At 53.4% G+C, this 25,591-nt stretch carries 21 protein-coding genes; 6 read left to right on the top strand and 15 right to left on the bottom strand.

Annotation, left to right across the window (positions count from 1 at the left end; all coding sequences use genetic code 11):
• Positions 1–15 precede the first annotated feature (15 nt).
• From METLA_RS0118230 to METLA_RS0118200, 7 genes are all read right to left on the bottom strand, one after another.
• Positions 16–891: a septal ring lytic transglycosylase RlpA family protein gene (locus METLA_RS0118230; protein WP_024299917.1), complete on the bottom strand. Its 876-nt coding sequence runs from the start codon at positions 889–891 to the stop codon at positions 16–18.
• Positions 884–1,855 carry a lytic murein transglycosylase B gene (gene mltB, locus METLA_RS0118225; protein WP_024299916.1) on the bottom strand — a complete coding sequence of 324 codons (972 nt, stop codon included), beginning with the start codon at positions 1,853–1,855 and terminating at the stop codon, positions 884–886. The genes METLA_RS0118230 and mltB overlap by 8 nt, the downstream gene beginning before the upstream one ends.
• An 11-nt stretch (positions 1,856–1,866) precedes the next feature.
• A complete protein-coding gene (gene rodA / locus METLA_RS0118220) occupies positions 1,867–2,997 on the bottom strand; it encodes a rod shape-determining protein RodA (RefSeq protein ID WP_024299915.1) in 1,131 nt (376 codons plus the stop codon).
• Positions 2,987–4,831, bottom strand: a complete 1,845-nt coding sequence (gene mrdA, locus METLA_RS0118215; RefSeq protein WP_024299914.1) for a penicillin-binding protein 2 — start codon at positions 4,829–4,831, stop codon at positions 2,987–2,989. The genes rodA and mrdA overlap by 11 nt, the downstream gene beginning before the upstream one ends.
• 14 nt (positions 4,832–4,845) lie before the next feature.
• Positions 4,846–5,334: a rod shape-determining protein MreD gene (gene mreD, locus METLA_RS0118210; RefSeq protein WP_024299913.1), complete on the bottom strand. Its 489-nt coding sequence runs from the start codon at positions 5,332–5,334 to the stop codon at positions 4,846–4,848.
• The gene (mreC, locus tag METLA_RS0118205) at positions 5,321–6,202 is read right to left on the bottom strand and encodes a rod shape-determining protein MreC (RefSeq protein ID WP_084480184.1); all 882 of its coding nucleotides are present in this window, start codon (positions 6,200–6,202) and stop codon (positions 5,321–5,323) included. Before mreC ends, mreD begins: the two co-directional genes overlap by 14 nt.
• Positions 6,203–6,336: 134 nt before the next feature.
• Positions 6,337–7,383: a rod shape-determining protein gene (locus tag METLA_RS0118200; protein WP_024299911.1), complete on the bottom strand. Its 1,047-nt coding sequence runs from the start codon at positions 7,381–7,383 to the stop codon at positions 6,337–6,339.
• Between the two features lie 246 nt (positions 7,384–7,629).
• Here METLA_RS0118200 and gatC point away from each other — a divergent pair, with 246 nt between their 5' ends.
• From gatC to METLA_RS0118180, 4 genes are all read left to right on the top strand, one after another.
• The gene (gatC, locus tag METLA_RS0118195) at positions 7,630–7,917 is read left to right on the top strand and encodes an Asp-tRNA(Asn)/Glu-tRNA(Gln) amidotransferase subunit GatC (protein WP_024299910.1); all 288 of its coding nucleotides are present in this window, start codon (positions 7,630–7,632) and stop codon (positions 7,915–7,917) included.
• A 14-nt stretch (positions 7,918–7,931) separates the two neighbouring features.
• Entirely contained in the window at positions 7,932–9,383 is a 1,452-nt protein-coding gene (gene gatA, locus METLA_RS0118190; protein ID WP_024299909.1) for an Asp-tRNA(Asn)/Glu-tRNA(Gln) amidotransferase subunit GatA, read from the top strand.
• Between the two features lie 10 nt (positions 9,384–9,393).
• A complete protein-coding gene (gatB, locus tag METLA_RS0118185) occupies positions 9,394–10,827 on the top strand; it encodes an Asp-tRNA(Asn)/Glu-tRNA(Gln) amidotransferase subunit GatB (protein WP_024299908.1) in 1,434 nt (477 codons plus the stop codon).
• A 94-nt stretch (positions 10,828–10,921) separates the two neighbouring features.
• A complete protein-coding gene (locus tag METLA_RS0118180) occupies positions 10,922–11,368 on the top strand; it encodes an Rsd/AlgQ family anti-sigma factor (protein ID WP_024299907.1) in 447 nt (148 codons plus the stop codon).
• Between the two features lie 59 nt (positions 11,369–11,427).
• Here METLA_RS0118180 and METLA_RS0118175 read toward each other — a convergent pair whose 3' ends face one another.
• Positions 11,428–14,094 carry a UPF0182 family protein gene (locus METLA_RS0118175; protein WP_024299906.1) on the bottom strand — a complete coding sequence of 889 codons (2,667 nt, stop codon included), beginning with the start codon at positions 14,092–14,094 and terminating at the stop codon, positions 11,428–11,430.
• A 582-nt stretch (positions 14,095–14,676) separates the two neighbouring features.
• Here METLA_RS0118175 and fusA point away from each other — a divergent pair.
• Complete coding sequence (gene fusA, locus METLA_RS0118170) at positions 14,677–16,761, top strand: elongation factor G (protein WP_024299905.1); 2,085 nt, start codon at positions 14,677–14,679, stop codon at positions 16,759–16,761.
• Between the two features lie 231 nt (positions 16,762–16,992).
• Here fusA and METLA_RS0118165 read toward each other — a convergent pair whose 3' ends face one another.
• The 3 genes from METLA_RS0118165 to METLA_RS22225 all read right to left on the bottom strand — a co-directional run bounded on the left by METLA_RS0118165 (position 16,993) and on the right by METLA_RS22225 (position 20,754).
• A complete protein-coding gene (locus METLA_RS0118165; RefSeq protein ID WP_024299904.1) occupies positions 16,993–18,675 on the bottom strand; it encodes an AIPR family protein in 1,683 nt (560 codons plus the stop codon).
• 640 nt (positions 18,676–19,315) lie between these two features.
• Complete coding sequence (locus METLA_RS0118160) at positions 19,316–19,666, bottom strand: hypothetical protein (RefSeq protein ID WP_024299903.1); 351 nt, start codon at positions 19,664–19,666, stop codon at positions 19,316–19,318.
• A gap of 344 nt (positions 19,667–20,010) precedes the next feature.
• Positions 20,011–20,754 carry a lytic transglycosylase domain-containing protein gene (locus METLA_RS22225; protein WP_024299902.1) on the bottom strand — a complete coding sequence of 248 codons (744 nt, stop codon included), beginning with the start codon at positions 20,752–20,754 and terminating at the stop codon, positions 20,011–20,013.
• A gap of 240 nt (positions 20,755–20,994) precedes the next feature.
• On the opposite strand from METLA_RS22225, the gene METLA_RS0118150 reads away from it, so the two are divergent.
• On the top strand, positions 20,995–21,528 hold the full coding sequence (locus METLA_RS0118150; RefSeq protein WP_024299901.1) for a hypothetical protein: 534 nt from the start codon (positions 20,995–20,997) through the stop codon (positions 21,526–21,528).
• A gap of 25 nt (positions 21,529–21,553) precedes the next feature.
• Here the strand turns inward: METLA_RS0118150 and METLA_RS0118145 are convergent, their stop codons facing one another.
• The 4 genes from METLA_RS0118145 to METLA_RS0118130 all read right to left on the bottom strand — a co-directional run bounded on the left by METLA_RS0118145 (position 21,554) and on the right by METLA_RS0118130 (position 25,398).
• On the bottom strand, positions 21,554–23,125 hold the full coding sequence (locus METLA_RS0118145; protein ID WP_024299900.1) for a metallophosphoesterase family protein: 1,572 nt from the start codon (positions 23,123–23,125) through the stop codon (positions 21,554–21,556).
• A gap of 254 nt (positions 23,126–23,379) precedes the next feature.
• Positions 23,380–23,787 (bottom strand): hypothetical protein, encoded by a 408-nt coding sequence (locus METLA_RS0118140; RefSeq protein ID WP_024299899.1) that lies wholly within the window; start codon positions 23,785–23,787, stop codon positions 23,380–23,382.
• 64 nt (positions 23,788–23,851) lie between these two features.
• Positions 23,852–24,391: a GTP-binding protein gene (locus METLA_RS0118135; RefSeq protein WP_024299898.1), complete on the bottom strand. Its 540-nt coding sequence runs from the start codon at positions 24,389–24,391 to the stop codon at positions 23,852–23,854.
• A gap of 14 nt (positions 24,392–24,405) precedes the next feature.
• On the bottom strand, positions 24,406–25,398 hold the full coding sequence (locus METLA_RS0118130; protein ID WP_206740955.1) for a hypothetical protein: 993 nt from the start codon (positions 25,396–25,398) through the stop codon (positions 24,406–24,408).
• Positions 25,399–25,591 lie beyond the last annotated feature (193 nt).

Genomic DNA, 25,591 nt, shown 5'->3' with positions numbered 1-25,591 from the left:
GAATAAATATTGGCGCTATTGTACCATGACGCTTGCGTTTTGGTCGTTTTCAGTCACGTATTGAGCGCCGGTGATACCCAGCTTGGCGAGTTGCAGATTCAGCTTGTCGGCCCCGGATTTGCTATCAAGCGGACCGATTTGAACGGTGTAAAGCGTGGAATTGCGCTGAGGCGAAGGGAGAATTTTGGCTTTGGCCAGATGCTTGGCGGCGATTTTACTTCGGACTTTCTGAGCCTCCCTGGAGCTTTTGAAAGTGCCCACCTGCAGATAGACGCCTTGTTTTCGCTCCTCTTTCGCGGTCTGTCGCATCTTGCGTATCGCCTGTTCGGCCGATATCGACTTGATTTCGACCTGCGCGAGCCCTTTCATTTCCAGTTCTTGGGCGGCGGCGTAGGACAAATCCAGCAGACGATTGCCGACAAAGGGACCGCGATCGTTGATGCGCACGATCACCTTGCGGTTGTTTTCGAGATTGGTGACCTCGGCCCAGGAAGGGATCGGCAGGGTTTTATGCGCGGCGGTCAGCGCATACATATCGAAAACTTCGCCGGTGGCGGTTTTTTTGCCGTGGAATTTTGGCCCGTACCAGGAAGCGATACCCTGTTTCAGGTAGCGTGCGATGCGCGGCAGCAAGGCTTGATCCTGAGCGGATTCCTGCTCGGCTTCGCCGGCGGCCTCTTCGGATTTGCTGACGTTCAGTACGGTGTGATGGCGGAATTGATGGTTGGCGGTCAGATGCCGCCCAGGCCATGTTTGGGATTCGGATGCCGCGTTTTCTGTGGCGGAGGGCGGGACGGCGAGCAGGTCCGCCGCATTGGAAGAAGTATTGACATGGGTCGTTGAGCAACTGCAAAGCACAGTTATAGAGAGAGCCGGTATGATTTTATTCATAGGGGGATGGTAATTGATAATTTAAGAGGGCCTGGCTGAGCTGATAAACGGCCATGGCGTAGAGCGAACTGTGGTTATAACGTGTGATCACGTAAAAGTTGTCTAAAACAGCCCAGAGTTCATCGCCATGCTCTTGTTCGAGCGCCAGAAAATTTACTTTACTGTCTAAAGGTAGCGGTCTTGAAAATTCAACACGACCCGATTCTAACTCACCTATTCTTAAATTCGCCTTAAATTTATTATTTAAAAGTGCTTTGTAGCTCCCATTTTTGGTAAAAACCTGCACCGCAACCGGCTGGTTTTTGACCCAGCCATGGGCCCTGAAATAGTTGGCTACACTGGCGATCGCGTCTTTTGGGTCGTGCCATAAATCGCGGTTGCCGTCCTGATCGAAATCGGCCGCAAAAGAACGGAAGCTGCTCGGCATGAATTGCGGCATTCCCATCGCGCCGGCATAAGAACCTTGCGGCTGCAAGGGATTGATCTTTTCTTCGCGGCACAGGAGCAGAAACTGCTCCAGTTCGCCGGTAAAGTAACGGCTGCGCGGCGGATAGTTGAAAGCGAGCGTGGAGAGTGCGTCGATGACCCGGTAGGAACCGGGGCGGCGGCCGTACAGCGTTTCGACGCCGAGAATCGCGACGATGATTTCCGGCGCTACGCCGTATTGCTCCGAAACCTGCTTCAGGGTTTCCGCATGTTGCCGCCAGAACGCCGCGCCTTCCTTGATCCGCGCCTCGGTCAGGAAAATCTTGCGGTATTTGTGCCAGGGCATCGCCTCCGCGGGCGCGGCAATTTTTTTCAGCACATCGTCGTTGATTTTGACCTGACCGAACACATCAGCCAGTTCGTCCTCGCCAAAACGGTGTTTGGCGACCATCGTGTCGATGAATGCGCTTTTTTCGCGCTGCTGCGCGCAGGAGATGGTCAGGAACAGGCTACAGATCAGAGCGGTGCGCACGAACATAAGGAAATTCCTCAAGCGATCGAAAATTTTTGATGGGTATGGATCGACATCAGAATGCCGAAACCGGAGAGCAAGGTCACGATCGAGGTGCCGCCGTAACTGATCAAGGGCAGCGGCACGCCGACGACCGGCAGGATGCCGATCACCATGCCGATATTCACGAAGACATAGACAAAGAAGGTGAAGGCCAGCGCGCTGGCCAGCAAACGGTTGTAACTGTCGCGCGCCTGCGAGGCGATATACAGGCTGCGCGCGATGATCAATAAATAGAGCGTCAATAGGCCGATACAGCCGAACAGGCCGAACTCCTCCGCGAACACCGCGAAGATGAAGTCGGTCGAGCTTTCCGGCAGAAAGTCGAGCTCGGACTGCGTGCTGCCGAGCCAGCCCTTGCCGTAAATGCCGCCGGAGCCGATCGCGATCTTCGACTGGATGATATGGTAGCCCCGGCCCAGAGGATCGGCTTCCGGATTCAAAAAGATCCGCACCCGGTCGCGCTGATAGTCGTGCATCAAATGCCAGATGACCGGCGTCGAGGCGCCGACCCCCCCGATGATCGCGAGAACGAACCAATAAGACAAGCCGGCAAAAAACAGCACCGCAGCTCCCGCCGAAGCGACCAGCAGCGCGGTGCCGAGGTCCGGCTGCTTCGCGATCAACAGGGTCGGCAGGATGATCAGAAAAGCGGCGATCAGGACTTGCTTAGGCTTTGGCGGCAAGTGGTGTTCGGCCAGATACCAGGCAATCATCATCGGCGTGGTGATCTTGATCATCTCGGACGGCTGAAAGCGAAAAAAACCGAGGTCGAGCCAGCGCTGCGCGCCTTTGCCGATCTCCCCCATGATCAATACCGCGATCAACAAAAAGATGCCGATGCCGAACAATATCGCCGAATAACGCTTGAACTGCATCGGATTGACCTGCGCCAGCGCGGTCATCAACAGAAACGCGAGGCCGACGCGCGCCGCCTGCCGCAGCAATTGGCCGAAGTCCTGGCCGCCGGAGCTGTACAGGATCACAAAACTCAACAGCGCGGTCAGAAACAGGCAGAGGAACAACGGAATGTCGATATGCAGCCTGCGCAGCAGCTTGCCGATCATCGACGGGGGTTGCAGATGTTCGAGGCGGGTTTCAGTCTTCATCAAGAGTCTTTAAATATTGTTTGATCACTTTGCCGGCGATAGGCGCTGCGACCGTACCGCCGTGACTGCCATGCTCGACGACCACCGCGACCGCGATTTTCGGGTCGTCGGCCGGCGCAAAGGCGACAAAGAGCGCATTATCGCGCAGTTTAAAGTCGATTTCGCTCTCGTTGTATTTGGCGCCCTGCTTGATCCCGAACACCTGCGCAGTGCCGGTCTTGCCGGCAATCTGGTAAGGAATGCCATAGCCGATCCGTTTTGCGGTGCCGGCGGCGCTATGCACGACGTTGATCATGCCGGCAAAAATCGCGTCGAGATGGCCGGCTTTCAGCGGAATGGTCTCGCCATGTTTTTCCGGCCCCTTCAGTACGCCTTGCGGGGTGATCAGTTTATCGACCAGAAACGGCGTGACCACCTCGCCGTGATTGGCCAGCGTCGCGGTCGCCCGCGCCAATTGCAGCGGTGAGACCTGGTGATAGCCCTGGCCGATGCCGGAAATCAGCGTCTCGCCCTCATACCATCTCTGTTTTCTCTTGGCTTGCTTCCAGGCCGGCGACGGCAGCAAACCCGACGTCTCGCCGTAAAGATCGATTCCGGTTTTTTCGCCGAAGCCGAATTGCTGCAAGAAATCATGCATGTTCTGAATGCCGAGCATCTGCGCCAGGCGGTAAAAATACACGTCGCAAGATTCGGTGATGGCCCGGATCATGTCGACCGAACCGTGTCCGCCCTTGCGCCAGTCGCGGTATTTGTGATCGACGCCGGGCAAGGTGTAGTAGCCGGGGCAATACAGGCTTTGCGGCGCGTGAATCTTGTCATATTCGAGCCCTGCCAGCGCGATGAAGGGCTTGAGCGTCGAACCGGGCGGATACAGGCCGCGTAGCGCGCGGTTATAGAGCGGCTGATTTTCCGACTCGTTCAATGCCTTATAGGCTTCGCCGGAAATGCCGACCACGAAAGGATTCGGATCGAAGCCGGGACGGCTCGCAAACACCAGCACGCCGCCGGTCTTCACATCGATCGCGACCACCGCGCCGTTATAAAAGTCGAGCGCGTCATAAGCGGTTTTTTGCAGATCGATATCGAGCGTCAGGTAGAGATTCGCGCCGGGAACCGGTTTGACTTCATTGATCGTATTCAGCGAGCGTCCCTGCACATTGGTTTCGATCTCCGCGTAACCGGTCTTGCCGTGCAGTTGGGTCTCATAAGTCCGTTCGATGCCCAATTTGCCGATGTAATTGGTGCCCTGATATTCGGGCATCGGCAAGTTCTTCAGTTCCGTCTCGTTGATGCGTCCGACATAGCCGACCACATGCGCGGCGAGATCATAATAAGGATAATGCCTCACCTGGTGCGTCTTGATTTCGACGCCTGGAAAAAACGGCATCGACACCGCGAATTTGGCGAGTTCCTCATCAGTCATCGCGGGCAAGAGCGCCACACTGTTGAAGCGCTTTTCGCGTTTGCGCTGTTTGTGGAATTGTTCGATTTTCTCGTCCGGCAGATCGAGCAACGCTTGCAGCCGGGCCAAGGTGTCGTTGATATCCTCGATCTGCTCGGGGATCAGCTCGAGGCTGTAAGACGGGGTGTTCTCGGCAAGAATCTTGCCGTTGCGATCGTAAATGATGCCGCGAGTCGGCGGCACCGGCGTCAGTTTGATGCTATTCTCTTTCGCCAACGTCGCATAGTGCTCATGCCCGACGATTTGCAGATAAACGAGCCGCACGATCAGGCCCACGGTCAACAGCACGATGAAGGTCAGCGCGACATAGATGCGGCGCAAAAACAGGCGGCTCTCGGCCTGATCATTTTTTATCAAAAACACGCGGTCCATAGCTCAGACCCCGCTTATCTGACGCGTTTGGCCAGACGCACAAAGCGCAATGTCGTATAGACCAGCGGCCAAGCCAAGGTACCGGTCAGTACCGGCAACCAAAAAGTCGCATGCAATTGTGCCGGATGCTGCGCGTTTTTGATAAAGAACAGCAACAACTGCGACAGCAGCAAACAGAAAAAAATGAACAGGGCCTGCTGTATCAATGGGTACAGGCGCAAGCGTTTGTGCAGTTTGAGACAAAGATAAATCACCAGCGAATAGGCCAGCGCATATTGGCCTAATAGCCTGCCGATCAGCACATCGGCCAGCAGGCCGAATGACCAGGCATGAAAGATGCCGACGCGCTCGGGCACCGCCAGCGACCAATAGATCAGGCTCAGCAAGACCCAGTCCGGATTTAAAAAAGCCCAATCGCCGGGCAGCGGCGCGATTCTCAAGGCCAGCGCCAATCCCAGGGTAATCACGATGCGGCCCCAGGCATACCGGCTATTCAATAGCATCTTCGAGCACCTCTTTCTGTTCGGTGGCCTGTTTCGAGTCCAGGGGAATCGGCGTCGAGTTGCTCCACACGATCATCAGCTCCCGGCTGCGGTCCAGGAAGGCTTTCGGAGTTGCTGTCACGGTCGCGAACGGTTTATCCGATTCGGAAGTGAATTTATCGACGACGGCGACCGGATAGCCTTGCGGAAACACGCCGCCAAGGCCCGAAGTAATCAACAAGTCGCCGGGCTTGATGTCGGCGTCGTTCGGCAGAAACGGCAGGACCAGGCGATTGATCTGGCCGCTGCCGACCGCGATCGTCAACAGGCCGTTCCGGTTCACCTGCACCGGTATCGCATGGTTCGGGTCGGTGATCAGCATCACGTCCGCTGACATCGGGAAGGATCGAATCACCTGGCCGACCACGCCGTTTTCATCCATCACCGCTTGCTGCGGGTGTACGCCGAAACGGGTGCCTTTGTTCACGGACACGATATGTTCGTAAGGCGCCATCTTGATCGATAAAAGCTCCGCGATCATCACCTGTTCGCCGAGTTTGAACGAATTTTCGAGCAGCGCGCGCAGACGGATATTTTCTTTTTCGAGCGCGTCGAGTTTCAACAGCCGGGTTTGCTGCATCAGGTGGTCTTCCCGCAAATGTTCATTTTCTTTTTTTAAATCCGTGTGCGAATGGATTGAATCGGCGGTTTGCCTGAACAGGGTGATGGGCATGTCGACCAGGTATTTGACCGGATCGGCCAGCAGCGACAGCGCGGTGCGTAAAGACTCCAGATGCCGGGTTTTTTGGTCTAAGGACAGCAAGGCGATCGAGGTCAGCACGGCGATCAACAAACGGGTATTGATCGAGGGGCCGGTAGCGAATAACAGTTTGATGGTGAAAATCCTCGGCGGTAACTCCCGGTCGCGGCAAACTGACCTGCGACCGGCAGTTGTCGTAACGTGTTAAGCAAACAACGGCGCGGGACTGACACCCCGCGCCGCGATCCGGGCAATGAAGCGGATCACTCCAACGAAAATGCGGAGACGCCCTTCTTGTCCATCATTTCGAGCACCATGCCGCCGCCGCGCGCGACGCAGGTCAACGGATCGTCCGCGATAAACACCGGCAAACCGGTTTCCTCGGCGATCAGCCGGTCAATATCTTTGAGCAGCGCGCCGCCGCCGGTCAGATAGATACCCCGGTTCGCGACATCCGCGCCCAGTTCGGGCGGCGTTTGCTCCAACGCGGCCTTGACCGTGCTGACGATGCCGGACAGCGGCTCCTGCAAGGCTTCGAGAATTTCGTTGCTGTTCAGCGCGAAACTGCGCGGCACGCCTTCGGCCAGATTGCGGCCCTTCACCTCGATTTCCTTGACTTCGCTGCCGGGGTAGGCGGTGCCGATTTCCATCTTGATTTTTTCGGCGGTCGCTTCGCCGATCAGCGTGCCGTAGTTGCGGCGCACATAGTTGATGATCGCGTCATCGAAACGGTCCCCGCCGATCCGCACTGACGATGAATACACGATGCCGTTGATCGAGATCACCGCGACTTCGGAGGTGCCGCCGCCGATGTCCAGCACCATCGAGCCGCAGGCTTCGTCGACCGGCAAGCCGGCGCCGATCGCAGCGGACATCGGTTCCTCGATCAGATACACTTCGCGCGCGCCCGCCATCGCGGCAGACTCGCGGATCGCGCGGCGTTCGACCTGGGTCGAACCGCAAGGCACGCAGATCAAAATGCGCGGGCTGGGGCGCAGAATTTTACTTTTATGCACTTTTTCGATAAAAAAGCGCAGCATGCGTTCGGTGACCGCGAAGTCGGCGATCACGCCGTCTTTCAGCGGGCGGATCGCGGTAATGTTGCCGGGCGTCCGGCCGAGCATGCGTTTCGCGTCGGCGCCGACGGCCGCGATCGTCTTCGCGCCGCGGACTTTGTCTTCCTTGATCGCGACAACCGAGGGCTCGTTCAGGACAATGCCCTGCCCCGGGATATAGATCAAGGTATTAGCGGTTCCAAGGTCGATGGAGAGATCGTTGGAAAAGATTCCACGAATTCTTTTGAATAGCATTTGAGGATGGTTCCTGACAGGAAATAAATTGGACTACTTTATCAATCGAGCGGGTATTCGAGCAAGATATAGTATCATATTTTAAGGACCGGATTCTGAATACCTCTTGGCGCTTCCCGCCCGCGGCTAGCGTGCAAAATGTGGCTTCTCGCCAGGGCACGGTGAAACTCCGCATCATAGAGGGCCCCCTCCCCTTATATCCAGCTTATATCCGGCGGCTGTTTTAAATATTTTTGGAGCAAATCGATGTCGTTAACGGCAGAGGAAGTAAAAAAAATCGCGCATCTGGCGCGCCTTGGAATCGACGAACAGGACGTGCCGCATTATGCGGAGGATTTGTCCGGCATGCTGGAACTGATGGCCGCAATGGGCGCGGTCGATACCGGCGATGTGCAGCCGATGGCGCATCCATTGGACTTGCAGCAACGCTTAAGAGCCGATGCGGTGACCGAGCGCAACGAGCGCGAAAAATTTCAGGCGATTGCGCCGCAAGTCGAGGCCGGGCTGTATCTGGTGCCGAAAGTGATTGAATAAAGGAAAAACCTCGAATGTATAACAAGACCCTCGCGGAGCAGGCCGAAGGACTCCGCAACCGACAGTTTTCAAGCCGCGAATTGACCGAGGCTTATCTCACCCGAATCAAACAACACCCAGAACTGAATGCGTTCATCACGGTGACCGAAGACCTGGCCTTACGGCAGGCCGACGCCGCGGACGCCCGCCTCGCGCAAGGCGATGCAGGCGTATTGACCGGCATTCCGATCGCGCACAAGGACATTTTCTGCACCGATGGCGTCAAGACCAGCTGCGGCTCGAAGATGCTCGACAACTTCATCGCGCCGTATAATGCGACGGTCGTCACGAACTTGCAGCAGGCAGGCTCGGTGATGCTCGGCAAATTGAACATGGACGAATTTGCGATGGGCTCGTCGAACGAGACCAGCTATTACGGCCCGGTCAAAAATCCTTGGGATTTAAACGCGGTGCCGGGCGGCTCGTCCGGCGGTTCGGCCGCGGCGGTCGCGGCAAGGCTCGCGGCCGGCGTGACCGGCACCGATACCGGCGGCTCGATCCGCCAGCCGGCGTCTTTTTGCGGTATCACCGGGCTTAAGCCGACCTACGGCCGCGTCTCGCGCTACGGCATGATCGCCTATGCCTCCAGCCTGGACCAGGGCGGTCCGATGACGCGAACGGCCGAGGATGCGGCGATCCTGTTGCAGGCGATGGCCGGCTTCGACGGCCGCGATTCGACAAGCGCCGAGCGGCCGGTTCCGGATTACCGGGCCGCTTTGAACCACCCCCTCGACGGCCTGAAGATCGGCCTGCCGAAGGAGTTTTTCGGCGAAGGTTTGTCTTCCGATGTCGCTTCGGTGATCGAAGCGGCGATTGACGAATACCGCAAGCTGGGAGCCGAAATCGTCGAGGTCTCGATGCCGAATCTGAAGCTTGCGATCCCGGCGTATTACGTGATCGCGCCGGCCGAATGCTCGGCGAACCTGTCGCGCTTCGACGGCGTGCGTTTCGGCTACCGCTGCGCAAGTCCCGCCGACCTGACCGATCTTTATACCCGTTCGCGCGGCGAAGCCTTCGGCCGCGAGGTCAAGCGGCGGATATTGATGGGCACCTACGCGCTGTCGGCCGGTTATTACGACGCCTATTACATCAAGGCGCAAAAAATCCGCCGCCTGATCAGCGAAGACTTCAAAAAAGCCTTGGCGGGGGTCGATGTGTTGATGGGACCGGTCGCGCCGTCGGTCGCGTTCGGCATCGGCGAAAAGCTCGGCAATCCGATCGAGATGTATCTGTCCGATATTTACACGATCGCGGTCAACCTGGCGGGGCTGCCGGCGATGTCGATCCCGGCGGGGCTCGCGTCCGGCAAGCCGGTCGGCCTGCAAATCATCGGCGATTATTTCGCCGAAGACCGCCTCTTGGCCGTCGCGCATCGCTATCAACAGGCCACCAACTGGCATCAACTCACCCCGCCCGGATTTCAATAGGAGACTTGCTATGGAATGGGAAACCGTCATCGGCCTGGAAATTCATACCCAGCTTGCCACAAAATCGAAAATCTTTTCCGGCGCCGCGACCGCGTATGGCGCTGAACCGAACACCCAGGCCTGCGCGGTCGATCTCGGCCTGCCGGGCGTACTGCCGGTCTTGAATCAGGATGCGGTGCGTATGGCAGTCAAATTCGGCCTCGCGATCGAGGCCGAGATCGCGCCTTATTCGGTGTTCGCACGCAAAAACTATTTCTACCCCGATCTGCCGAAAGGCTATCAGATCAGCCAGTTCGAGCTGCCGATCGTCGGCAACGGCCATCTGGATATCGAAGTCGACGGCGAGACCAAACGCATCGGCATCACCCGCGCGCACCTCGAAGAAGACGCCGGCAAATCGCTGCATGAAGACTTTCACGGGCTGACCGGCATCGACCTGAACCGCGCCGGCACGCCGCTGCTCGAAATCGTCTCCGAGCCGGACATGCGTTCGGCGAAAGAAGCGGTCGCCTACATGCGCAAGCTGCACGAACTGGTGCGCTATCTCGGCATTTGCGACGGCAACATGCAGGAAGGCTCGTTCCGCTGCGACGCGAACGTGTCGGTGCGGCCGAAAGGCCAGAAAGAGTTCGGCACCCGCGCCGAACTGAAAAACATCAATTCGTTTAAGTTCGTCGAGAAAGCGATCAATTACGAAGTCGAACGGCAGATCGATCTGATCGAAGCCGGCGGCAAGGTGGTGCAGGAAACGCGGCTGTACGATGCGGTGAAGGATGTGACCCGTTCGATGCGCAGCAAGGAAGAGGCGAACGATTACCGCTATTTCCCCGACCCCGATCTGCTGCCGGTGTCTATTTCGGAAGAATTTAAAGCCGAGGTGCAGGCGACGATGCCGGAATTGCCGGAGGCCAAGAAGCAGCGCTTCAAGGACCAGTTCGGGCTCGACGACGAAAGCACGGCGATTCTGACCTCATCGCGCGAGATGGCCGATTATTTCGAGGCGCTGCTGCAAGCTTCAGGCTGCGAGGCGCGGCTCTGCGCGAACTGGGTGACCGGCGAATTGGCGGCCGCCTTGAATAAGTCGAGTCTGGAAATTAGCGACTCGCCGGTGGGTTATCAACGGTTGGCGGGACTTTTGCAACGGATTGCCGATAACACGATCTCCGGCAAGATTGCGAAGCAGGTTTTCGAGGAAATGTGGCAAAATGAAGCCGGCGCGGACGAGATCATCGACACCCAAGGCCTGAAACAAATCACCGACACCGGCGCGATCGAGGCCATCATCGACAAGATCATCGCCGACAATCAGGGCCAGGTCGAACAATACCGGAGCGGCAAGGACAAGGTGTTCGGCTTTTTTGTCGGCCAGGTGATGAAGGCGATGCAGGGCAAGGCCAATCCCGAGGAAGTCAACCGGATGCTGAAAGAGAAATTGCAGCCCTAACCTTCAACGGCTTGGCGACGGCCGCTGCGGACCGCAGCGGCCGGCATAATAAATCAAAATAATAAAATTTAACCACTCTCGGGGGAGAACCATCATGACGACGGCAGAGACGGTGAGACCGGAAAGAAGGCAACGCAGCGCTCAACTGATCGCTGAATTGCAAAATGAAAGGAAGGATTTGTGGGCCTTATATTGCCGGATAGGCGATCTGAAACCGTTTACCGACACAGAGCGGGTCAAGACCAAACTGGCCCGGTTTGCGGAAGTCCTGGTCGACTATGTGTCGCTAGGGCATTTCGGATTGTACGAACGCATATTGGCCGGCACCGAGCGCCGCGCAAGCATCATGAACTTTGCGACCGACATTTATCCGGAATTCTCCGAGGTGACCGATCTGTCGGTCGCTTTCAATGACAAATACGAGCAGACTCAAGACGCCGGCGCCTTGACGACCCTGGCGGACGACTTATCGGCACTCGGCGAAGCCCTGGCCAAGCGCTTTGAACTGGAAGACCAGCTTTGCGCGCTGATGCGACGCTAAGCGGATCTCGATTCCCGCAAAAAAAGGCGGGCAACAACCCGTGTTGCCCGCCCTGCTGATTATTGAGGAGTGACGACTTCCTTCGCGGTTCCCGTCCCGCCGGTTTCCGAGGCCGCTTTCAAAAACCGCTGTTTCAGGCGATCGAATGCGGCCCACAAGGTTTTATCCATCACGACTTCATTGCCCATCGACACGATCACCCGGCGTAATTCCGGTATTTTGACCTTGGTCGAGACCAGATAAACCGGCTGCACATAGAGCACGGTTTTGCCCATCGGCAGAATCACCATGCGCCCCAGTTTGACCTCCGAACCGGACTGATCCCACAAGGTGAATTGCGCGGAAATTTCGGGGTCCTGATTGATCAGGGCTTCGACCTGCGCCGGGCCGTTCACCTGCACTTCCTTGCGGAACTTATAGATCGTAATACCGGGTTTGTAGTTAAATCCGCAAGTCTCCTTATCCAGAATACTCGCAACGCCGATCATGCTCAGATTGTCCCGGCTCACCGGCGTCATCGGATTGATCATCACGAATTCTTCCATATCCTTACAGTTGCCGAAATCCATCGTCTGGTAGTACGGCCTGACCTCCTGATTGCGCACATTCGCGAACTGCCAAGTTTCGGCCTGCTCATAAAACAGTTCGGGAATGGTTTGATGATATTTCGCATACACCTTCATCTGCATGTAAAAAAGGTCGCGCGGGTAGCGCAAATGCTTTTGCAACTCGACCGGCATTTCCTCCATGTTTTTGAACAGACTCGGATACGCGCGCGCATAGGCATTGATGATGACATCCGAAGGATCGGCAATGTAATAATCGACCGTACCGTCAAACGCATCGACGACGATCTTGACTGAGTTGCGGATATAGTTGAACGGTTGATCACCTTCCAGATAATCATCCGCGGCCGGTTTCGAGGCCGGATACCACTTCGATATGGTATAGGCATCCTGTATCCAGTAGAAGCGGTCCTTGGTCATCACCAGATAAGGATCCTTGTCCAACTGCAAAAAGGGTGTGATCGCGTTGATACGCTCGATAATGTTCCGGCGAATCATCGCTTTACTGTCTTCGGTGGATATCCCCAAGGAAAAGAATATTCTTTCATCCTTGAAATATAAAGCCAACAAGGCCTTGCGGAACAGAGATCGTATCGGAATGCCGCTTTGGCCAGTATATTCTTTTTCATCGACGTTTTGATCGCCGACTTCAGGCCCTTTACCGACTTCAAGCCCTTTAACCTTTAGCTTGTTGGGCACGATGGCGTAGTCATACTTGCCTTCGCCGTAATAGATCTCAGGGTTTTTCGTGCTGAGCCCAACCTGCGAAGACATATTCAAATCGCGCAGATAAAAAACCAGCGGCATGTCCGCGTCTTGCGCAGCCGGCGAGACGACCGCGCCGGTACCGTGCGTATAACGCAAGTGTGTGTTTTCCCAGTTTTGCGCCGATTCGGGAAGCTTGCTGATATTAACTTCCCGTGGAGCCAGATTGACCTGCCGGATATGGTCCAGCAGGAAATATCTATCCTCATCGACCGACAAGAACTGATAATAAGGCCGGATCACCTGCAATTGCTGATAGCTGTCGATCAGAAACTCCCGGTCCCAGACCGGAATGTTTTCGAAGCGCTTCTGCGCACTCCAGGTCGTGATGTCCTCGGCCGCATTCACGTTGATGTCCTGATCGATGACGCGGATATTTTTCAGGTCGTAGGCATTCAGCGTCGCATCGATGTTGAACTGCATGAACGGCTTTTCGGCCTTGACCGGATTCGGATTGACGATGTATCTCTGCATGCCTTCAGGAATGGAATCGACATTCGGCAAATACCATACGCACAGAAACGCTGCGGAAGAAATCAAAAACGGGGCCTTGATCCGGTGTTCCTTCGAGAAGATGAACAGACAGGCGGTCACCGCGACAGCCAGGAACGTGATGATGCCGATCCAGATCAACGGCAAGCGGTAAAAAATTTCGACGAATCCCGGCCCGTAAAATACCGGCGCATGATTGTGCGAATAAAGCAGCGAAAAGCGATCCAGCATGAAGCCCCAGACCACGAACAGCACGACGAAGCCGAGCAAGACGGTCAGATGAATCTTCGCGCCGATGTGGTATTCCTTGTTTTGATTCGGAATGAAAACATGCTCAAGCCAATATAAAGTGCCGACCGAGGCAAAAATGATGATCGCTGCGGACAATAATTCTTTCTGGATCAGCAGGTAAATCGGATACGACAGCATGTAAAAGCTGACATCGTTGCCGTAAACCGTATCGGCGACGCCCGAGGACTGACCGAAAAAATATAATAATGCAGCATCCCATTGCTGATAGAACGGCATCGCGATGAGCACGGCCAGAATCAGCGAGATCGGCGTATAAACCATGACCGAATCGCCCATGAACACATCGGCGAAACGCTGGAAACGCCGGCGCTTATCCAGATCGGCCAGGACTTCATCCGGCGGATTCAGCCCCAGGTAACGCGAAGCGATCCAGAAATGAAAAAAGAAAATCAGGAAAAAAGCCAGAGTCACGCCACCGGACAGGAAAAACCGGTACAGCAGCCTGAGCCAAAAATACGGTTCCTGTTTCAGCGATTGAAACCACCACAGGTCAACGAACAGATCAAGGAAAATGAAATAAAAGGCGGCAATGATGACCGCGATTCCCAAGATCGCTCCAATCAACGCGGGTATAAACCTCAGATTCCGCATAGTATCCTCATGCTTTAATTAGAATGTATTGTTTTGATGCCGAGCCGCGCATCGTCTTGATGGGCTCAGGGCAAAGAAGGTCCGATCATGACCGTATTTTAACACCCAACAACCGGAGCGCAGTCGCTTTTATCGCAGGGCCTTCAGGAATGGCGCCGCCGTATGCGTCACCCTGGCATTTTGGGGGTACTATTGCGTACATCCGGAAATAATGCAAATGCGCCGCTCTGAAGCGCCCCGCCGCCGTCCAGAGCTAAAAAATCGCCAAGACCGGAAGGCCGGGCGGTACGTATTTGATGTTTTTATATATTTTTTTAAAAGTTTTAGGTTAAAATAGTCGGCTATCGAAACTGGGCGAGTGCTCGGCACTAACCTTAGGTTAAGGCCTTCGCTCGACGTTGCCCCAACCGCCAGGCTTCGATGCGTTCCGTCCAAACCCTTGGTTACCATGACTGCGGTCTTCGGCATCAGGCAGCAGGTCACGCCTTGCACCGTTCAATCCTCCGGTCGAATTTGCTTGAGAGAATGCGCGCGGACGGTTAATGCAAAAAGATTTTTATGCCCAACATTTAGAGTAACAACATGACTGACATAAGCCTTTACAGAAACATCGGCATATTCGCGCACGTGGATGCCGGTAAAACCACCACGACCGAGCGTATCCTGAAACTCACCGGCAAGATTCACAAGCTGGGCGAGGTACATGAAGGCGAGTCCACCATGGACTTCATGACGCAAGAAGCCGAACGCGGAATCACCATTCAGTCCGCTGCGACGACCTGTTTCTGGAAAGACCACCGCTTCAACATCATCGACACCCCAGGCCACGTTGACTTTACGATCGAAGTTTATCGCTCGCTGAAAGTTCTCGACGGCGGTATCGGCGTGTTCTGCGGTTCCGGCGGTGTTGAACCGCAATCGGAAACCAACTGGCGTTATGCCAATGACTCTAAGGTTGCACGAGTCATCTATGTAAACAAACTGGACCGTATCGGCGCCGATTTCTTCCGCGTGGTCAAGCAGGTCGAAGACGTACTGGGCGCAGTCCCTCTGGTCATGACCTTGCCGATCGGCGTTGAAGATCAATTCTCGGGCGTGGTCGATCTGTTGACCCGTAAGGCATGGATCTGGGACGATTCCGGAGATCCGATGAACTACCGCATCGAAGACGTTCCTGCCGACATGGCGGACAAAGTCGAAGAATGGCGCGAAAAGCTGATCGAAACCGCAGTCGAGCAGGACGACGACGCGATGGAAAAATATCTGGAAGGCGAAATGCCCGATATGGATACCATCAAACGCTGCATCCGCAAAGGCACCATCAGCATGGCGTTTTTCCCGACTTATTGCGGTTCGTCTTTCAAAAACAAGGGCGTGCAATTGGTACTGGACGCGGTTGTCGACTATTTACCGAATCCGACAGAAGTCAAGCCACAACCTGAAACCGATCTCGAAGGCAATCCGACGGGCGATTTTGCGATCGTCGATCCGAAGCGCCCGCTGCGCGCTTTGGTATTCAAGATCATGGACGACCGTTTTGGCGCGCTGAACTTCATCCGTATTTATTCGGGCACGCTGAAGAAAGGCGACACCCTGCTGAATACCTACACCGGCAAAAACGAAAGAGTTGGCCGTATGGTGGAAATGCACGCCGACAACCGCTCCGAAATCGAAACCGCTCAAGCAGGCGATATCGTCGCACTGATCGGCCTGAAAAACGTGCAAACCGGACATACCTTGTGCGATCCCGACAAGCCGGCCACGCTTGAACCGATGGTTTTCCCTGATCCCGTCATCTCGGTTTCGGTGACCCCAAAAGATAAAGGCTCCAACGAAAAAATGGGCATCGCGCTGGGCAAGATGGTCCAGGAAGATCCGTCCTTCCATGTGATGACCGACGAAGAAAGCGGCGAAACCATTCTGAAAGGGATGGGCGAGTTGCACCTCGACATCAAAGTCGACATTCTGAAACGGACCCACGGCGTTGACGTCGTCGTCGGCAAGCCGCAGGTGGCTTACCGCGAAACGATCACCCGCCGCATCGAAGACAGCTACACGCACAAGAAGCAATCCGGCGGTTCCGGTCAATACGCTAAAATCGATTATGCGATCGAACCGGGCGAGGCAGGCAGCGGCTTTGAATTCGTATCTGCGGTCACCGGCGGTAACGTACCGCGCGAATACTGGCCGGCGGTCGAAAAAGGCTTCAAGAGCATGCTGGGTCAAGGTGTCTTGGCAGGCTATCCGTGCTTGGACTTCAAAGTTACCCTGCTGGACGGCGGCTTCCACGCGGTTGACTCTTCATCGATTGCGTTCGAAATCGCCGCGAAAGCCGCGTTCCGTCAATCGATTCCAAAGGCTGCACCGCAATTGATCGAACCGATCATGAAGGTTGACGCGTTCACACCGGAAGACCATGTCGGTGACGTAATCGGCGACTTGAACCGCCGCCGCGGCATGATCAAATCGCAAGATCCAGGCGTCACCGGCGTTCGGATCAAGGCGGATGTACCGCTGAGCGAAATGTTCGGCTACATCGGCGACTTGCGCACGATGACTTCCGGCCGCGGCCAGTTCTCGATGGAATTCTCTCACTACCTGCCATGCCCGAAAAACGTGGCTGACGAAGTAATCAAGGAAGCCTTGGAACGCAAAAAAGCGAAATAATCCGGACAACACCGGGTTAGACACAAAAAAGGCCGGGCAGCTTTGCTGTCCGGCCTTTTTTATTTGATCTGTAAAAAGGCTAACTGATTAAAAATGTCAAACCCGCCATTAAAAATAAATTAAATCAATACTTTGCAATACCCTCCGCAGCAAAAAAAGCATCAAAAAACCGTGAATTAGTTAATAACAACCTGGCGTAGCTACTTAGCTATGGGAGATTGCGACAGTAAGCTAAGGTGAATCCGATTTGCATTCATTTTTTTCTTGACTCTGTATATAAGAGGCAATTTTTGTTTTGGTTTTGGCGTCTTTAAAATATCGGTTAAAGGAAAACGAATCTTCTTTTTCCTGTGTTGCCTTTACTAATTTAGCTATATATTCTATCGCTTCAGGTATTAACTTAATTGCATCGTCCTCATTCAGTCGATTAATTAACCTTGCATCACATATTTGTGCAACAGCAAAAAGTACATGATAAGCGCCATCGATTAGAAAAAGGTGATCGGCATTGAAAGGCCCCTGCTTTCTAATGTCTGATTGCAAACTCTTTTTAAAGGACTCGATTGAGTTTAATATTTTTAAGGAACATAGCAATTCATCAGCAAGCAATTCATCAGTAAAGACCTGATCATACAAATCTGAGAATATTCTACCCCTGTCCTTTTTCGCTACCTCCGGCAATTCTAGCCCATATGCTAAATGTGATTGACCTGCTGTTAAGGCATCAATTCGTAGTGACTTAGGTTTATCAGAATGCTGACTCTGCTTCCTTTCGTAAAAAAAACCCATCCCTTCGAATGCCTCTTCGAGCTTTTTTTGTATATCATCATTTGAGCGTAAATCCCTACCTTTTATTGGTGTCTGACTATTAGTAGACTCTGCTATTGCCAGGCTAACGGGTTGTGATTTTGTTTCAATTATTCGAACCAAAATTAGAACGTCATTTAGTTTTTCTGGAGCTATCTGACTAGCTTCAAACAGCGCATTTGACGTCTGGCCACCATTGACAATCTGTATATTCTTAAGTTCGACAATAGGGGCTCGTTTGCCTTTAGGATATGAAAAAGAATCACATGTTATCGTGATACCATTGTTTAAATACCAAAACAATGGATTTGACTCAGAAAGCGCTGTTTCAATTATTTTTCGGTTAATTTTGTTAGTTCGACTTAAATATACGCGAACGTTGTCATTAAATATTTCTTTTTTTACTGAGGAGGGATTCTCTGGGTCAGAGATAATTCTTACTATTTCACCCGCTTCAACCGTGCATATTAGTCCACGGATACTACCATCTGTTCTATCAAAATAATCTTTGTCTACCACCTGAATTTGATCATTAATTGCAATCGACTTCTTATCAATAAACATCTCGACGATTGAGTCAAGACTATGATGATGAACATTAAAATACTTAAACTTACCCAATGACACATTTGCGCGTACTTTTTCATCACCCTGCATAGGCAGAGTATTGCCGCAAAAATGAACCTCGATTGATGGCTTAGGTTTATTTAGAGCTGTCCACATTTCTTGAACTTTATTCCATAAAATCGGGTTACATGTGTTTTCCAAAGATTTGTTAAGGTCTAGGAGGTCGTCAAAAAATGAAACTAATTTATCAATCTCCCCACTTGGAAAATTTTTCTTTGTGTTATCAAAATTCGCTGCATATTTAAATTGAAAAACATGAATAGAATTACTTCCATCTCTATCGTCTACAAAGACAGCATCAACACCGCGATCTTTTGCTCCGTCTGTTATTGAATCTTCAGCCTCTTCGTCCGAAACATTCAATAATGATGAGACCATTAAAATAGGAAATGCCTTTTGCTCGGTATCAACACCATTCTCTGGGTCTAAATATGCTTTTACTTTATGATCTAAAGTATTCCAGTCCAGTAGGTTTGCCATCTCTTTTCCTTTCAACCAAAACGTTCTTATATTTCTTGAGTAGGAAGATATCATAGACCGATCTCGCTATTTTATCTACGAACACCAAGCGCCGCATTTTTTAACCTGTATGTTCAACAACTGAAACGCGACGCTGGCGCGTCTTAGCCGGCATTCCCACGCGGCGCGCGGGAACGAGATAATCTTTTTCAGGCTCCTACGTGCCACGTGGGAATCCAGGGCGGACGCGCCAGCGTCCCGTTGCAATCCCGATCAGGCATGCGGGGACGAGAGCTCAATGAGGAGGACTTCATGGGCGGGCCGATCTCACTATATTATCTACGAACACCAAGCACCGCATTTTTATCTGGTTCCCACGTGCCACGTGGGAATCCAGGGCGGACGCGCCAGCGTCCCGTTACAATCCCGCTCAGACATGCGAGGACGAGAACTGAATGAGGAGGACTTCATGGGCCGATCTCGCTATATTATCTACGAACACCAAGCGCCGCATTTATTAACCTGTACGTTCAACAACTGAATCGCGACGCTGGCGCGTCTTAGCCGGCATTCCCACGCAGCGCGCGGGAACGAGATAAATGCCTGAACCGAGCCTTTCAACCCAGCCTCTGCGCAATAAGATGAGTTGGGAAACACGAAATCAGGGCAATGGCACCGCTTCACCCTTGATAACATCCACGGCAAAGCACCGCCCGACTTCGTCGGTAACGATGAGTTTGCCCGAAGCATCAAATACCATCGACGCGAAGAATATATCTTGAACGTCGCCCTCCAGGTCAGGGCTGCGCTCGTTGTCATAGACCTTGATGGTCGCAATCAACTTTCCCGTTGCATCGTCGATGACATCAAGCAGTCCGCCGCTCTGGCCGATGCTATCGTCATGTGTACCGATATGTTGAGCATAGCGCTTGCCATCGCGGACCAGCGGCGCCACTTCGGGTGGCGGCGGGCGGTCAAATGATCCCAGAAATTGATCTAAGTCGTCGGACATTGGAGACTCCTTGGTTGTGGGTTAGATGGTTTCAGCATACCCTTTCTGTATGGCGCATGTGGTCAGCATGACTGACATTAGCAAACCGCCCAGGGTCAACATTCGCGTCATACGCCGTTATCTGGTTCCCACGCGCCAGCGTCCCGTTGTAATTCCGATCAGCGTGCGGGAACCAGATGACAGGGCCCGCAGTATTCTCTCAACAAAATCATGAGGCCATAAAAAAGGGCTTAGACTTTCATCTAAACCCTTTTATATCTGGAATTGACAATGAGACTCGAAGCGGCGACCGGCTACTTTGATCAAAGAAAGCGGTCAAGGCCCGCCGTATGCCAACCCCTCATTCAATTACACGTCACATTCCATTCAAGCACCCGCCCCGCACAAGGACCAACTCTTTTCCTAAAGTAGCTGCGGATCTGATCCGGGTTCTGCTGCAAGGCCAATACCTCGCTGACATAATGCTGCGTTTCGGCATAGGGCGGAATGTTGTGATGGTGCCTGATCACCGCATTTTCGCCGGCATTATAGGCCGCTACGGCCAGACGCAAATCGGAATTGAACAGGTGCAGCAAGTGTTTCAGATAACGCGTACCGCCCTCGATGTTTTGTACCGGATCGTAACTGTCGTTCACGCCGAAACGCGCGGCGGTCGCCGGCATCAACTGCATCAAACCCACCGCCCCGGCCGATGAAACCGCCGACGGATTGTAGGCGGATTCGGCCTGAATCACCGCATGCAGCAATTTGGGATCGACCTGATGTTTATCGGCGGTCTTCGCGATCAATTGCTCGAATTGCTGCTTGTTTTTACCACGCGACACCCGCACGGTTCTCAAAGGCATGGCGTTAACCGGTTTGGACTTCGCCGCAGGCTTTTCCGCTCGCCTAGCCTGCGGCCGATAGGTTTCACCGTTCACATTGACAATCACGTTACCCGAAACATTTTCCGGATGAATCTTCGTATAGCCGTTTTGGTTCGAATAAAATTCTTGGCCGTTGATATGGATGGAGATATCCGCCTGAGGCGCCGAGCAGAAAGCCAGCGCACACAAGGCGATGCGGGTTTTTATTGGTTTAATGAACATATCGATCCCATGCAGTGCGGTTTCGGGCGAAAAAACAAACGCCCACGAAGATACCTTAATTTAAAATTAAAGCATAATTTTCGCCGTTAGCCAAGCCGACAGCACGATTCACCGCCCGCCTCCGCAATTATTTCCTCCCGATCTTGTCATAAACTACAGTGGAATCAAACGGTTTTAAACCCGATTTGACTTTTGCTGATTTTATGATTTTATGAGCAGGTCTGCCTGCCGGAGGTTACTATGAAACCAGACTGTCATTATTTGCGCGCACCTTACGATAATCCTGTGATAACGATTGTGCAGGGTATAGACCGGGATGTTGAACATGGGGAAGACCTGTTGATGCTGGGTCTCGGGATCGTGATGCTGTCGTCCACGTTTGCGCCGGTCGCGCCGCCGACCGTGCTCCTGCCCTTGGTCGCACTGACATTCGCGATCACGGTGTGTTTCGCGCACCGGAATTATCAACGCATGGAACGCAAACTGTTCGCCTCGATGAAGCAACTGACCAGCCAGGAACTTGCCCTGCTCCGTCCGATCGCTACGGTGTTTTCCGAGGCGCCGGCCGGTTCATTGGCCGAATCATTCAACCCGGCCAAAAATGTGAAAAGAACGTTGAAAAGCGCGCTCGGCGGCGTGTTGATCAACCCCTTGTGGATGCCGATTTTTTATATGATGGGCATCCAGATCAAGGCGGAAAAAAATCTGATGACGTTGAATCGAGCCATTATCGGGGTCGAGCGCAGAATCCTTCCACCATCGACTTTAGCCTGACGCAGCGCCCAGGTTGGCGGGAAGCTTAGGTACCTGTCAACAGCCGTTGCCATAACGGCTCGGGCAGCTCAAAGTCGCGCATGCGCTGTACGACACCCTCGACTTCATAGGGTAAGGTGACATAGTTCAACATCTTTTTCTCCCGGTCGTAAATCGCAAATTGCGCGCCGCGATTGCCGTTGCGCGGCTGGCCGATCGACCCCGGACAGACCAGCGCATGTTTATACGCGCTCAAATCGATCACTTCCTTCGTCACATGATGATCCGCCCTGCGCTTGTCGCGCGCAAAGACTCCCGGCATGTGCGAGTGGCCGTGGAAACACAGCGCCCGGTTTTTATCCTGTAAGCAGTCCAGATTGTCATCGGCGGTCATCGAATAGACATAGCCGTAAAAGAACGTCGGATCGATCGGCGCGCCGTGCACGGCGAGCCATTCGTCGTTTTCGAGCACGGCCGGCAGGTATTTCAGCCAATCCTTGTGCTCTTCGGATAAGCGTTCCGCGGTCCATTTGATCACGGCTTTGGCGGTTTGCGAAAAGCCGGTTTCCGCCTTATTGATCGCGGCGGCATGGTCATGATTGCCCTTGATGATGTTCAAGGAACAGTCCTGCAATCTTTCGATGCATTCGGCGGGATCGGGGCCATAGCCGACAATGTCGCCCAGGATGATGCCGTCCTGAATATTTTCGGCTTCCAAATAGCCCAGCACACGCTCAAGCGCCGGATAATTGGCATGAATATCGGCCAGCAACGCAAAATAGCGTGAGGCACCACGCCTCGAAGCCGCAAGTTTCTTGCGATGCTTTGCCGCCGATTCCTTGGTAAACAATAACAGCGTATCGATCAATTGCCGCACCAACTGCGTTTTCTCTTCGCTGGGCATGAACAACGAACGCAATTGTTCGGCCACGATCACGTTGCAGTGAGTATCCTCAAAAACGGCATCGATCGAATTCGCAAGATCCCGCCCCATCTGTTCGATAAAATCCTGATCAAGCCATGCATAGGTTCGAATGTAGACGCCGAGCATGATAGAAAAGGAAACGAAATTGTCCCAGGCGTAATATTCGTCATCCAGATAAAACACCTTGCCTTCCGCATCCACGCCAAAATTCGATAGCCCCTCGTCCAGCTTCATCTGCGTCCGTTTGGCGAGATGCAAGTAGCTGGCAAATACCGCATGCAAGATGCGAAGATATTGGCTTCTCGTCGCATCCGATTCCGGACGGACTTCGAGCAAGGCATGAATGGGCGGCAGGCGCGGGCAAATATTGCCGATAATGACCGCTTGCGCGGCATCCACGCCTGCGCTCGCATCGATCAGAAACCAGGTTTTATGCGGATGATGCACGCCGAGCTCGCGCTCTTTTTGCAGCGCGGTGTTGATCCAGCGCACCGCCTTGGCCTTATTGAAGCTCAGCTCGCTGCGTAATTTGACGACCTCTTTGGCTCCGAGGTAAATACGGGTATTCGGCCGGCCGACAAACTCTGAACCGTAGGCCAACGCCGTCACATCCTGGGAAAGAATTTCGGCAATGATGTCGACGTTGTAATGGTCACCGCCGTCGTGAGAACCGATCAGTTCTATTGTTTGCATGATTCAGAGCGGAATGAGCGGAAAAAAATCGGGGAAGCATCTTACGCTTGTGCGTGGCGTTGCTGACAGGAAGAGATAGCGCTCTACCGAGCGGAAAAAAGGACTTGTGACGACTCAACGCGTCGATCATTGAATCGTCAGGCAATGGGGTTCGGCAAAGCTCCCTTTCGCCAACGCCCGCCGCCGACTGGCGTCAAACAGAGGCAAAAACCTTGTTTGCGCCAATCAAGCGGAGGAGGAATTATCCTAAGCGCTTATGGGCAAAGCGGCGCAATCATCGGCAAGTTGCTTCTTACCGCGGACCAGCCCATACCCAGGTTCGCGCTCTTGCTGGTGATCAATACGACCATAGAATCCGGCTTGTCCGGCACGGTCGCCATGAAGTGGTAGGTTTTCTCGGTAGTCATTTGCACTTCCTTGATCATATTCTGCACGGTTTTGCCGCGTTGGCTGGACAGCAGCGATTCAACCGCACGGACATTTTTTCCGCGCATCATGTCGACCGCCGCGGCCGCAACCGCTTCCAAATAGGAAGAGGTGAAGTAAGGTACGTTATGCGCCACGCCAAGCAATAAGCCGCTCGACAAATCGACAACCGCGCAGCCCAAGGCGCCGTCAACATCGTTCACAATTTTACGTACAACATCATCAAGTTTAGCCATGTATTTTCTCCGTTGAGTTAAATTAATCGCACTAACAATCAAAAACTATGCTGGGTCAATCGACTTATGCATATTCCAGGGTCGTCAACAGCGTATTCAGCAATAAATTCACATCCTCGCTCTTACGCACATCGACATGAAGAACGGGCCAGGGATCGCCCCGTTCCGCAAGACATTGGTAATAATCATCGACACTGGGTTTGGTCGACATATCATAGTGAGTCACCCCGATCACCGCCGCGCCTTGATTCAGAAAAGCGGCATTCAGGTTTAAAAAATAATCCAGTTCGCCCATCGGGTCCGGATGGGTGTTGTCCACCAGCACGATCAGTCCGAGCGCGCCCTTGGTCAACAAATGGCACATGAAATCGAAGCGCCTTTGCCCTGGAGTCCCGTAAAGATAGATTTTTTCACCATCCTCCAGCGTCAGCTCGCCATAGTCCATCGCGACCGTCGTTGAACTTTTGCGGCGAACGACGCTGTCTTCCGTGGGTTTTGCTTCAGTTGAAATCGGCACGACTTCGCTGATCGTGGCGATCGCGGTGGTTTTTCCTGCGCCGACGCAACCGGTAAAAACAAACTTAATTTTATGATTCTTGTCCATTACGCATCCAAGACTTAGGCCGTGTGGGCTTTATTCAGTCGTGATCTGATTTTAGAAAACAGACTGACTTTTTCAGGATTCAGTTGTTTGTTATGGATATCAGCCTCCGAACTCTGCTCGATCAATCCGACGATCTCGCAGGCATTATAAAAATCGTAGATCAGCTTGATCGGAATGCCGGTTTTTTCCGCAACCCCCTGCAAGCTGACCGCGTTGCTTTGCATAAATGCGGCCAGTTTGATCAAGTCCTGACAATCGGAAAGATTTAAATCCGGCCAACGTTTCAATCGCACAGGCTTATGCGCATCAGCCCCTTCCAACAACCGCCCTTGGGATGATTTGTACACGCCGTACCAGAGCAGGCTTCTCAAGGTATAAGGCCTCAAATCTTCGGCTTCGGACAACTGATCGAGCTCTGCCTCGGTCACATTGGCTCGGGTCGTGCAGGAAATCAAATCCTGATCGGCGGTAAAAAACGGCGCCAACAGGTCTAGGCTGGCCGGGCTGTAAAACACCTGCTGCTCGGGATAAACATAAATACGGCCCGGAGAGTTGGGTATATTCAATTCGTATATCAGTAGGCCGTTTTTGTCCGCCGCGCCCAGCAGTTGCCCGATAAAACCTTGCCGCGGGCTGAACGCCTCTGCCAGCACCGGGGCGGCCGTTACTTCCGCTACCGCGGCCACCGCGGCCGTGATATTCACTGGCGGCACCTCCACGGCTCCCATCGCGGGCCCCTGATTTCTGCGCTCGGTCAGCGTATCCTCGCACAGCAAATTGAACAGCTCGATCATGGACCGGATACGCGGTACGCTGCGGGAATCGCACAACAACCACATATCATCGCTTGCACTGTCCGCATTGCTTTCTTCCTTGGAGGTAAAAATGCAGCGGTCACGCGGTAACGCTTTCAAGTTATCCTCTTGCTCCATCCGCGCATTCAGGCTTTCCGGCAACAGGTAATAATCTGCCGGAGAAGCAGTAACAAGCCGCCAATTTCTAAGCAAGCCTCGCTCAGCCAGGGACAGAACAGACTCGATGTTCCGCGCCTCGAACTCACTAAATCCGACTAATTTGAGGTTAATTGAACCTTGCGACATGTTTTTTATTATTTAATGTAAAAAATGAGAATTCCGGCTTAGTGCTTGATTTTTCCGCTTTAACTAAGACGTCTATCTAACCTTGGCATAAGTATAGTTC

It is taken from the genome of Methylomicrobium lacus LW14 (genome assembly GCF_000527095.1).
GTDB classification, from domain to species: Bacteria; Pseudomonadota; Gammaproteobacteria; order Methylococcales; family Methylomonadaceae; genus Methylomicrobium; species Methylomicrobium lacus.
The sequence above is the reverse complement of the archived record's forward strand: the minus strand, read 5'-3'. Positions and strand labels throughout refer to the sequence as shown.